We start from the raw sequence: 10,401 nt of genomic DNA, 5'->3' as shown, positions 1-10,401 counted from the left end.
TCATCGGGGTACTTCTTCGGTGCCGCCACAGAAACTTCCTCCCCATGGCCATCAGACCATGATTACGAAGCTCCATGAAAACGGGGGTAGCTCACGGCCAGGACTCGGGTTTCGGTGGCATAACGAGCGTCTGCCAGTGGCCGCGCCGCTCTCGAAGATCGCCCGCCGTGCAGGTCAATCTGATTTCCAAGCTGACAGTGTCGAGGGCAGACTGTCGGCGGACCGGTGGCAGAGCCGGGTTATTGCAGCGCTGAGATGCCGGGTGCCGTGCCCGCGCGGCGGCTCGAAGGCGTGTGGGGCCGCTGGCGTGCCATGCCCCACCGGGGGTTCGAATCCCCTTCGGTCCGCTCGCAGTCGCCCAGGACAGCTGGGTGACTACTTGGGTGACGATCGGGACGGACGTCAGCGGACTGTCCTGGACGAAGGACGCAACAGCAACGGGTACGTCTGCCGGCAAGTCCTGGGCCTGCAGGGGGTCGCCTGGCGTCAGCTCGGCATGGCGGCAGTCTTTCAGAGTCCGAACGGTGGCCACCTCCGAAGGTGCGGGGCACATACGGGGCACAAGACACTGTCAAACGTTGTCAACCAGCCACCAAGGCTGGCGACCGGGGACGGCGTGTGAACAGGCGTCGAGCGCTGTTCCCGCTGGCGGTGGGACAGCGGCTCTTAGTTCCGCTTCAACTCACCCTCATGGTCTCCGTGTGGCCTGGGGCTAGCTGTCCTACCGGATCCTTGAGGTCGCCGGGCCGGAAAATCTCTTCGCCTTCCTCGTGTGGTTCCTCCGAAGTGGTGGCGATCCAGTCCAGGACTTCTGGGTCGATCACTCCATACCCAGGGTCTTCGTTGCGGGCTGCCAGCCGCCGTAGCAGCTCATCTCGTTCGACCTGGAAGTGCAACAGGCGCCACGTCGCACCGAGGGTTGTTACGAGTTGCTTGTACTCGTCGCGCTCGCTGCGTCGGCCGAGTCCGTGATCGAGAACGACCGTATGACCGGACTTGACCGCCGTGATGAGCTGCCGACGAACCGCGTCCACCACGGGGCCTAGCATGTCCAGGTGCTGCTCTGTGGGGTAGTCCTTCCCGAGCCGTCCGTGGCGCGTCATCATCTGCTCATCCACTGACAGCCGCAGCACCCCATCGCGTTCAAGCATGCGGGCATAGGTTGATTTTCCCGAGCCAGGTAAGCCGACGAGCAGGTAGACCACGGGTGGCGGCTGCATGCGACCACCATAGACGCGCTCTAGCTGCCACTGGGGTGTGTGCTCGACAGCAGCGCCGACCCGTGACCTGTCAGCCTGGCCTGTTCTGGCGCCAGGCGGCCCGCAGGGCCGTCAGTTCCCGCTCCGGGAACGGGCGGCCCCACGCCTTTTCGTAACCGACCGCACCGTGCTGGGCGGCGACGGCGTCGAAGGCGCGTACGACGACTCGCGCGAGGGCGTCGACGGGTTGGCTGCTCGCCCAGATGAGCGTCCCGGCCTCGTCGGGTAGGCGGTCGGTGAGCACCCGGAGAAGGCGGATCTCGACATCCGGGCCACGGCGCTGAAAGGTCCACCGGTAGACGGTCGGCTCGGCCTGAAACTCGACGCGGGCGGTCGCCGCGCCCAGGACGATGGTGGCCACCGCGGTCAGCAGCTGCTCGGGAGCGTCGGTCACGTAGGACGCGACGGCCTCGGCTTCCGCACGTGGATCGGCCACCCGGCAGATGACCCAGCCGTAGTTGTGCAGCGTCCAGGTCAGCGACATCTCGGCCACGGCCTCACGGTAGCGCTTGCCGGTGACCACGCTCGCGCCATGATGGGCGGGTGCAGGACACCGTCGCCGTCGCGCTGATCACTTCACTGTCCACCTTGGCCGCCGCCGCCCTCACCGGGCTGGTCGGCGCGTTCAGCACCCGTCGGCAACTGGCCCATCAGCTCACCGTGGCCCGACAGGAGAGTGTCGAGCGCCGGGCGACGCGCCGGGGTGAGCTGCGGCGGGACGCGTACGTCGGGTTCCTGGGCGCCTGCGACCAGGCGTACCGGCAGTTGGACCGGCGGTGGCTGGACGCCGACAGGAGTGAGCCGGTGCCCGGCTACGACGAGGCGTACGTGGCGATGCGCGCCGTGGACGAGGCGTACAACCTGGTGTTGCTGGAGGGCCCGGCGGAGGTCGCGGCGGCCGGCCGGGCCGTGTTGACCAGCCTCACCACGGAGTACGCGGACCAGCGCCGGCTCGGCGACGAGCCTGGCGACGGGGGTGCGCCGCTGCGCGACCGGCACCGGGAGCGTTGGCTGGCGGCGATCGAGGTACGGACGAATCGCCGGATCTCGTTCGTCGACGCGGTACGCCCGGTGTTGGATTCCGACGGCTCTCAGTAGCCGCTGGCGCGCGCCCGCCGATCATCGAGCCACCGCCGAATCCGTCTGCGGGCGAGGTAGCGGACAGCCCCGGCGACGAGCGCCGTCACCAGTCCGGTCCAGAGCCAGAACCGCGCACCCACCCCGCCCGGCGGCTCTGCGTCGCGGACCCGTCCGGCGCGGATCACCTGATCGGCGACGTCGACGGCGTCCACCTGGGCGGGCGCGGTCAGCACGGTCCGTGGTGCGGTGGCACCGGGCGTGAGCGCCAGCACCCGTACGCTGCTCACCTGCTCGGCCGTCGCGGGCGGCCCGGTCTGCTCCTCCAGCGGAGGCTCGGCCGCGTCGGGGTCCTGCTGGTAGGCGGCCACCAGCGCGGATCCGTCCGGCGCCCAGCCGAGCAGCCGGATGGAGAGCATCCCGGTCACGGCGGGCAGCCGTAGTGGCTCGCCGTCGCGCCCGGTACGGGGGTCGACCTGGCGCAGTGTCCACTCGCCGGTGGCCGGCCGTCGGGTGGCCACCGTCAGGGTGGCGCCGCCCGGGCCCCACGCACCCTTGCCGGCCAGCCAGGCTTCGTCGGGGAGGAGGAACGAGGACAGTTCCCGACCCTGCCCGTCGGTCACCGCGACGGTGCGGCCGTACTGGTAGGCCAGCCGGTTGGGGGCGGCGGCGACGGTTGACCCGAAGCGCGCCTCCTCTGCGCCGGACGCCAACCTGGTCCAGCGGCCACCATCCACGGAGACGATGCTCAGCACCGACGTGTAGGTGGCTCCGTCGAAGGCGACCGGTACGTCGTCCCGGACGACCAGCGACGCGCTGTCGGCGGACCAGCCGACCGGGGTGCTCGCCACGGTGTTGGTGACGCTGGACTTGAGGTGCCGGGTCCGGCCGGTGGCCAGGTCGACGACGTCGACGCCGGGCTCGTCCTCGTCGCCGTCGGGTCGGGCCAGCTGCTGGCCGTCCGGGGAGAGGTAAACCGTCTCGCCCGCCGCCGCCTCCCCACCCACCCGCATGATCCGGTAGTGGTCGGAGTCCGCGCCGACCAGCCCGATGATGCTCGTGTCGATCCAGCCGCGCAGGCGTGGCGCGGTGCCGCTGAAGATGACCGAGGCGGCCCCGATCCGGGGACGGTCGGTGACGTGCAGCGTGCCGATCGGCGGCAGGCCGAGCCGGTCGGGCAGCGCGGCGTCCGCGCCGGCGGGGTCGAGGGCAGGGGTACGGGTCAGCGGCACCGTCACCCCGGCCAGCGCGACCAGCACCACTGTCGCGGCAGCGGCGACCAGTCGACGACGGTGGGAACGACGGGCGGTGGCGAGAGCGCGCTCGTACACCGGGTAGGTGGGTACGTCCTCGGCGGTGGCCCGCAGCGCGTCACGCAGTTGGCTGGTCATCGGGTGCTCCTCTCGGCGGTGTCCTGCACCAGCTCCGGAGCGGCGGCCCGCAGCCGGCGCAGCCCGTCGTGGCCGTGCCGCTTCACCGTGCCGATCGAGCAGCCCAGCGCCTCGGCGACCTGGGCCTCGGTCAGGTCCTCGTAGTAGCGCAGCACGATCACCGCCCGCTGACGGGGGCTGAGCTGGCGCAGTGCCGCGTTCAGGGCCAGCCGCAGCGTGATGGCCTCGCTGTGATCCACGTCGGCCGGTTCGGTGGGCGCCGGCTCCAGCCGCTCGACGAGCCGACGGCGTCGCCACCAGGAGACCTGTTGGTGGTACATGACCCGACGGACGTACGCCTCCGGGTTGCCGTCGCGGACGCGTCGCCAGTGCCGGTAGGTCCGGGCGAGGGCGGTCTGCACCAGATCCTCGGCGAGCTGGTGATCACCGGTGAGCAGGTAGGCAGTTCGACACAGAGCCGGCGAACGATGCACCACGAACTCGTGGAACGACTCGACCATGCCCACCCCCTCGTACAGGAGAAACGTCTCCCGCCCAGGAGATGGTTGAGGCCGGGCGGCGCCGGATGGCGCGGCGGCACCGCCCGGGCTCCTCAGCTGGTGAAGCCGCCGTCCACGTTGACCACCGCACCGGTCAGGTAGCCGGCCTCGGGGCTGGCCAGGTGCGCGACGGTGGCGGCGATTTCGGCCGGGCGAGCGTACCGGCCGACGGCGGTGAATCCGCTTATCGCCGCCGCGTTCGGTCCGTCCGCCGGGTTGGCGTCGGTGTCCGTTGGCCCGGGGTTGACCAGGTTGACGGTGATGGCCCGTGGGCCCAGCTCACGGGCCAGTCCCCGGGTCAGCCCGACCAGAGCCGTCTTGCTCATCGCGTACAGCGTCAGCCCGGGAAAGACCGCCCGTTCACCGACGTTGCTGCCGATGCTGATGATCCGTCCGCCCTCGCCCAGGTGCCGCAGCGCCGCCCGCGCGGCGACGTACGGTGCCCGGATGTTGACCGCGATCGTCTGCTCCACCTCTGCCGAGCCAAGCTCGTCCATGGCGCCGACCGTGAACACCGCGGCGTTGTTCACCAGGATGTCCAGCCGACCCAGTTCGGCGGCCGCCCGGTCGACCGCACCCTGCACAGCGGCCGGGTCGGCGCCGTCCGCCTGGATTGCCAGCGCCCGTCGGCCCAGCGCCTCGATCTGCTTCACCACGAGCGCGGCCCGCTCGGCGTCCTGCCGGTAGGTCAGCGCCACGTCGGCCCCGTCCTGTGCCAGGCGCAGGGCGATGCCAGCCCCGATGCCTCGGGAACCCCCGGTCACCAGGGCGACCTTGTCGTTGAGTGTCGTCATGCAAACGATCATTCGTCCACGGCGGCCTCGTGTCTGGCGGCCATCGGACGCCTCGCTCCGACCGCCAGGTCCGATACCCGCGATCCTCGACGGCCTGCCGACCCGGCCTGCCGCCATGATCCGCGCAATGTCACGGATCCTGCTGCCTCACTAGGCGACGAGACAGCAGGATCACCGAAGTTGCGCGGATCTTGCGAGGTGGGGGAGGGTGGCCGCGTCAACCTGCGAGGGGAGTGTGCTGGTGGAACTGGCGGGCATTGGCGCGGTGCTGTTCGACATGGATGGCACCCTGGTCGACTCCGACGCCGCCGTGGATCGGGCCTGGGAGCGGTGGGCCGGCGAGTACGCCGTCGACCCGGCGGCGGCGTTGGCGATCGCGCACGGCAGCCCCGCCGACCGGACCGTCCGCCGACTGCTGCCAGCGCTCGATGACAGCGCGGTGGCCATCGCTGCGGCACGACAGCTCGCGTTGCAGTACGACGACCTGTCCGACGTGACGGCCATCCCCGGGGCGCACGAACTGTTGAACGTGCTGGCCCGGCTGGGGTTGCCGTGGGCGGTGGTGACCAGCGCCGACGTGCGGCTTGCCGAGGCCCGGCTCGGCGCCGCCGGCATCAAGCCGCCGGTGCTCGTCACGGTGCAGGACGTCCGCGTCGGCAAGCCGGACCCGGAGGGCTACCTGCGGGGCGCGGCGCTGCTGGGCGTACCGGTGGCGCGGTGTCTGGTCGTCGAGGACGCCGAGGTCGGCCTGCGGGCCGGGCGGGCGGCCGGTGCGATGACCGCCGCGCTGAAGGGCCTCGACGGCGACCTACGCCTCGACGACCTGGCGCAGCTGGCACGTCAACTGGAGTCGACGCCGACGGCACGCTGACCCGCCGGAAGGGTCAACCGGTGCTCCGTCTGGTCAGGCGGACGGCGGTGCCCGGCCGGGGAGCCCGTTGGCGTGCATCGGCCGGTTCTGCTGCACTACCGCTGGCGACGAGAAAGGGGAGACGCGGTGGAGCTGACATTGACGCCGATGACGGCACCGGAGCTGGCCCGTTTGCTGGGGTCACTGGAGCAGGGGTACGCCGACGACCTGGTGGCGCACCGGGGGATGACCCCGGAGGCGGCCCTCGAGCGGTCGGCCAACCAGATCCGGGAGTCGCTGCCGGCGGGCGTGGCCACTGAGGGGGCGCTGCTGCGGACGGCCCGGGTCGGTGACACCGAGGTCGGCTGGATCTGGGTGACCCTGCCGACGGCCGCCGCCCCGCACCAGGGGTGGATCCACAACATCGAGGTGCACGAGGAGCACCGGGGGCGCGGGCACGCACGGCGGATGATCCAGCTCATCGAGGCTGAACTCGCCCAGCGCGGCGTGTCGGAGCTGGGCCTGAACGTCTTCGGCGCGAACACCGTGGCGGTGGGCCTGTACCGCAGTCTGGGCTTCGAGGTCACCTCGCAGCAGATGGCGAAACCAATCACCCCGGCGCTGAGCTGGCGGCGGCCCGGACCGGTCACCTGGGCAGGACTGTTCACCTGACCAACGGGAAACCGGCGCGGACCGCACCTGGGGAGGAGCGACGGATGACGCACGGCGCCGGACTGACCATCGGTGTGCTCGGCTCGTACGGTGGGCGAAATCTCGGCGACGAGGCGATCCTCACCGGCCTGCTCGCCGATCTCCGGGCGCAGGAGCCGAACGGCCGAATCATCGTCTTCTCCCGGAACCCGGAGCACACCCGGGCCGCCCACCCGGACGTCGAAGCGGTGCCCTGGGAGGGCGTGAGCCGTACCGACTCGGCCCTGGTCCTGGCCCAGCTCGACCTGCTCATCCTGGGCGGCGGCGGCATCCTCTACGACCGGGAGGCCCGCCGTTACCTGCGGGTGGTCCGGGTCGCCCAGGAGCGGGGCCTGCCGCTGGTCACGTACGCGGTGGGGGTCGGGCCGCTCAGCGACGCGGTGGACACCGGCATGGTCCGGGAGACGCTCGCCAGCGCGACCCAGGTGACCGTCCGGGACCAGGAGTCCCGGATGGTGCTGGAGGAGGCCGGCCTGCTCAACCCGATCACGGTCACCGCGGACCCGGCGTTCCTCCTGCAACCGGAGGAGTTCCCGGCCCACCTGCTGGCCGAGGAGGGGGTGCCGGTCGGCAAGCGGTTGGTCGGGATAAGCGTGCGGGAGCCGGGCCGGGCCGCCGAACGCCTCGACGTGGACGGTTACCACCGTCTGCTGGCCCAGATCGGCGACTTCCTGGTGCACCGGATCGACGCGTACGTGCTGTTCGTGCCGATGGAGCGCGACGACATCCGGCACGCCCACGGAGTGCTGTCGCACATGGTCGCCGCCGAGCGGGGCCGGATTTTGCACGGCACCTACTCTCCGCAGCAGGTGCTCGGGCTGATGCGCCACTTCGACCTGGCCGTCGGCATGCGGCTGCACTTCCTGATCTTCGCGGCGATGGTCGGTACGCCGTTCCTGCCCCTGCCGTACGCCGGCAAGGTCTTCGACCTGGCCCAACGGCTCGGTGTGCCGGCGCTACGCGGCGTGGAGCGGGAGGTCGAGGGGCCGCTGCTGGCCGAGGTCGACCGACTCTGGGACGAGCGGGAGGAACGCGCCGCGGCCACCGCACGACGGGTGGCGGAGGTGTGCGATCAGGCGCGGTACACCTCGGAGGTCACCCGTGGCGTGTTGGAGAGCTTGCGCAGCCAGACCTTCACCCGGGCCTGAGTGGGCGGTCACACCGCCGGGCCGGTCCACCGGTAGCGCCACTCGCGGGCCTCCTCGCGGGCGGTCTCCAACTCGTAGATCTGCGCGTCGGCCAGCCCACCGGAGCCGAGGTGATGGTGGGTCAGCGGTGGACGGCCGTTGCTGTCCAGTTCGACGGTGATGGTCTGCCCGTCCGCCGTGCCGCCGACGAGAAGGATCTGCACCGATGAAGCCATGCGCCCATCCTGCCCGTCGTAGCGCCTGCCCGCAGCGGATAGCGGGGCAGCGGCGGACCCGGCCCGCGGCTACGGTCGGCGGATGGAGCAGACGATCGATCCAACGCTCGGTCCGGTGCTCGCCCGCACCGGCGACGAGCGCGCCATCCTGACCTCGTTCCTCGACTTCCACCGGGCCGTGCTGCTGCGCAAACTGCGCGGTCTCTCCGACGCCGACGCCCGCCGCCGGCTGGTGCCCTCGGCGACCACGCTCGCCGGGCTGGTCAAGCACCTGACCCTGGTCGAGCGGAACTGGTTCCCGACCCTGCTCGCCCCCGAGCCCGGCGACGTCTACCTGACCTCCGCGGAGGATGCGGTCGCCAGCTTCACCCTCAGCGATCAGGAGACCGTCGCCGGGCTGGTTGCGGCGTACGAGCGGGCCTGCGACCGTTCCCGGGCGGTCATCGCGAGCGTCGACCTCGACCAGGTGGTGCCGCACCCGCAACTCGGCGAGGTGTCGGTGCGCTGGATTCTGGTGCACCTGATCGAGGAGACGGCCCGGCACGCGGGCCACGCCGACATCCTGCGCGAGTTGACCGACGGCGAGGTCGGCGCGATCTGAACCGGGGCGGTCACGCCGTCGGTCCGTCAGGCGGCGGGCAACAGGCCCTGCGGATACTCCATGCCGTCGTGTGTGCAGGCCGCAGCGGCGACCCGCGCCGCGTACCGGGCCGCCTCGGTCAGCGGCTCGCCGCGTAACCGGCCGGCGATCAGGCCGGCCGCGAAGGCGTCGCCGGCCCCGTTGCTGTCCACCACCGGCGTCGCCGGGGCGGCGGGTGGCACCGGCACCACAGTGCCGTCGCCCGGGTACAACTCGGCTCCGTCCGCGCCCCGGGTCACCACCACCGTCCGGGGCACCAGCGTGCCGGCGAGCGACGCGGCCCGGTGGCCCAACCGCACCCCGCTCATCAGCACCAGGTCGGCGACCTCGGCGAACGGCTGATGGTAGGTGTTCTCGCCGTCCCAGTCGTGCAGGTCGGTGGAGAGCGCCACGCCCACCGGAATGGCAGCCCGCACGGCGGGCAGCAGCGGCACCGCCCAATCCATGATCGAGAGGTGTACGTGCCGGGCGTCGCGCACCAGGGCGGCCAGCTCCGGGACGGAAAACGGTGGAGCACCTTGCCACGGGCGCGGGTCGTACAGCGACGTGCGCCGCCCATCCGGGTCCACCAGGTTCACCGACCGGCGGGTGCCGGCCCGGCTCTCGGCCAGCAAGGCGGGAACCCCGGCCCGGGTCAGCGCCGCCCGGACCAGCTCACCGGCCGGGTCCGCGCCGAGGGTGTCGACCACCAGTACCCGCAGGCCGAGTGCTCGGGCGGCAAGCGCCACCCCGGCGCCGGTGTTGCCGATCCGCAACTCGATCGGCTCGACGGTGTGGGAATCGGCAGCCGGCAACGGCAGCGCGGGCACCCGGACCCGTACATCCACCCCGAGCCCGCCAAGGACCAACAGATCGATCACAGCGCCGACGCTAGCCCATCCCCGCGATCACCCCCACCGCCCCGCGATCTTGCGTTTTCGGTGGTGACAAAAGGCGCACTCCTCGCAGAACGTCGACACAAACTGCAAGACCGCGCAGGTTCGGCGTGGGTGCGGACGCCTGGCCTGGCGGGCCGCCTATCCTGGGGGCGGGCGGCGTACTAGGGGGAGCAGGTGCTGGTCATCCACGGGCTGTGGTTGCCCAGCGGCAGCTCGACCGGCGGCCTCGCCGTCTGGGCCGAGGACAGCGCCGCACCGATTCCCGCACCGCGTTCGGGCCGGCCGGCCCGGGAACGCCCGCACCCCTTCGCCGCCGGGCACACCGACCTGGCCGCCGTCCTCGCCGAGGCCGCCGAGCCGAGCCGGCCGGACAGCGCGTTACTCACCCTGCCCACCCTGGCGGGCGCGCCTACCGACTCACCCGAGCTGATCCGGACCACCGTCGCACCTGCGGCCCGCGGCCGGCTCACACTGGCCGGGTGGCGGGTCCCCACCCTGGTGTACGCCCCGGACGACGCCCTGGCGCTGCTGCAAGCCCTGGACGACATCCCGGCGGTGGCCGGGGCCACCCTGCGGCACCTCGCCGAGCTGGCCGACTTCGCCGCCGACCTGGTGACCCGTGGCCGGGTCCTCCCCGGCGTACGCACGACGGTGGCCGACCAGCCGTCCGACGCTGGCGCGGCGGTGGCGTCGGGTGCTGCCGCGCAGGCGGTCTGGCGTCCGCTGCTGACCGGCACCGACGCCGCCTGGGTGCGATCGCTGGCGCTGGCCCTGCCCCCCGCCGCCCGAGCCGCCGTCCTGCCGCCCGCTACCGAGCTGACCGCTGCCGGGCTGGTCGCGGATGCACTGGACGCGTTGACCTGTTCGCGGTGCTGGCCGCCGCGCACGGTCGCTACACC

General features: G+C 71.9%; 12 protein-coding genes, 1 tRNA gene and 1 pseudogene. 7 read left to right on the top strand and 7 right to left on the bottom strand.

Annotated elements, in window-relative coordinates:
* The first annotated feature begins 219 nt into the window (after nt 1-219).
* Nucleotides 220-347: transfer RNA gene (locus tag ABZU52_RS30100), tRNA-OTHER, on the top strand.
* Nucleotides 348-677: 330 nt separating this feature from the next.
* Here ABZU52_RS30100 and ABZU52_RS30095 read toward each other — a convergent pair.
* Together ABZU52_RS30095 and ABZU52_RS30090 are read right to left on the bottom strand one after the other, a co-directional pair.
* On the bottom strand, nt 678-1,220 hold the full coding sequence (locus tag ABZU52_RS30095; protein ID WP_354974328.1) for an ATP-binding protein: 543 nt from the start codon (nt 1,218-1,220) through the stop codon (nt 678-680).
* Nucleotides 1,221-1,290: 70 nt separating this feature from the next.
* Nucleotides 1,291-1,782, bottom strand: a complete 492-nt coding sequence (locus tag ABZU52_RS30090) for a hypothetical protein (RefSeq protein WP_354974327.1) — start codon at nt 1,780-1,782, stop codon at nt 1,291-1,293.
* A gap of 20 nt (nt 1,783-1,802) precedes the next feature.
* Between ABZU52_RS30090 and ABZU52_RS30085 the strand changes: the two genes are divergently transcribed.
* On the top strand, nt 1,803-2,357 hold the full coding sequence (locus ABZU52_RS30085; RefSeq protein WP_354974326.1) for a hypothetical protein: 555 nt from the start codon (nt 1,803-1,805) through the stop codon (nt 2,355-2,357).
* Here the strand turns inward: ABZU52_RS30085 and ABZU52_RS30080 are convergent.
* The 3 genes from ABZU52_RS30080 to ABZU52_RS30070 form a co-directional block, all read right to left on the bottom strand.
* Nucleotides 2,351-3,727, bottom strand: a complete 1,377-nt coding sequence (locus ABZU52_RS30080) for a hypothetical protein (RefSeq protein ID WP_354974325.1) — start codon at nt 3,725-3,727, stop codon at nt 2,351-2,353. The two genes, ABZU52_RS30085 and ABZU52_RS30080, sit on opposite strands and share 7 nt — an antisense overlap.
* Nucleotides 3,724-4,227, bottom strand: coding sequence for a SigE family RNA polymerase sigma factor (locus ABZU52_RS30075; RefSeq protein ID WP_354974324.1), 504 nt, complete (start codon nt 4,225-4,227; stop codon nt 3,724-3,726). Before ABZU52_RS30075 ends, ABZU52_RS30080 begins: the two co-directional genes overlap by 4 nt.
* 92 nt (nt 4,228-4,319) lie before the next feature.
* Nucleotides 4,320-5,060 (bottom strand): SDR family oxidoreductase, encoded by a 741-nt coding sequence (locus tag ABZU52_RS30070; protein WP_354974323.1) that lies wholly within the window; start codon nt 5,058-5,060, stop codon nt 4,320-4,322.
* A gap of 208 nt (nt 5,061-5,268) precedes the next feature.
* Between ABZU52_RS30070 and ABZU52_RS30065 the strand changes: the two genes are divergently transcribed.
* From ABZU52_RS30065 to ABZU52_RS30055, 3 genes are all read left to right on the top strand, one after another.
* Nucleotides 5,269-5,931, top strand: a complete 663-nt coding sequence (locus tag ABZU52_RS30065) for an HAD-IA family hydrolase (protein WP_354974322.1) — start codon at nt 5,269-5,271, stop codon at nt 5,929-5,931.
* 126 nt (nt 5,932-6,057) lie between these two features.
* Nucleotides 6,058-6,582, top strand: a complete 525-nt coding sequence (locus ABZU52_RS30060) for an N-acetyltransferase (RefSeq protein ID WP_354974321.1) — start codon at nt 6,058-6,060, stop codon at nt 6,580-6,582.
* Between the two features lie 44 nt (nt 6,583-6,626).
* Complete coding sequence (locus ABZU52_RS30055) at nt 6,627-7,769, top strand: polysaccharide pyruvyl transferase family protein (RefSeq protein ID WP_354974320.1); 1,143 nt, start codon at nt 6,627-6,629, stop codon at nt 7,767-7,769.
* Nucleotides 7,770-7,777: 8 nt separating this feature from the next.
* Here ABZU52_RS30055 and ABZU52_RS30050 read toward each other — a convergent pair whose 3' ends face one another.
* Nucleotides 7,778-7,984 carry a hypothetical protein gene (locus ABZU52_RS30050; protein WP_030488784.1) on the bottom strand — a complete coding sequence of 69 codons (207 nt, stop codon included), beginning with the start codon at nt 7,982-7,984 and terminating at the stop codon, nt 7,778-7,780.
* Between the two features lie 82 nt (nt 7,985-8,066).
* Between ABZU52_RS30050 and ABZU52_RS30045 the strand changes: the two genes are divergently transcribed.
* Nucleotides 8,067-8,585, top strand: a complete 519-nt coding sequence (locus ABZU52_RS30045; protein ID WP_354974319.1) for a DinB family protein — start codon at nt 8,067-8,069, stop codon at nt 8,583-8,585.
* A 26-nt stretch (nt 8,586-8,611) separates the two neighbouring features.
* On the opposite strand, the gene ABZU52_RS30040 is transcribed toward ABZU52_RS30045, so the two are convergent.
* Nucleotides 8,612-9,484, bottom strand: a complete 873-nt coding sequence (locus ABZU52_RS30040; RefSeq protein WP_354974318.1) for a carbohydrate kinase family protein — start codon at nt 9,482-9,484, stop codon at nt 8,612-8,614.
* Nucleotides 9,485-9,676: 192 nt separating this feature from the next.
* Between ABZU52_RS30040 and ABZU52_RS30035 the strand changes: the two are divergent.
* Nucleotides 9,677-10,401, top strand: a pseudogene (locus ABZU52_RS30035) (ATP-dependent helicase); the annotation flags it as partial.

This window comes from Micromonospora sp. NPDC005220 (genome assembly GCF_040607895.1).
In the GTDB taxonomy this organism is placed as follows: domain Bacteria; phylum Actinomycetota; class Actinomycetes; order Mycobacteriales; family Micromonosporaceae; genus Micromonospora.
This window is presented reverse-complemented; position numbering and strand designations above follow the sequence as displayed.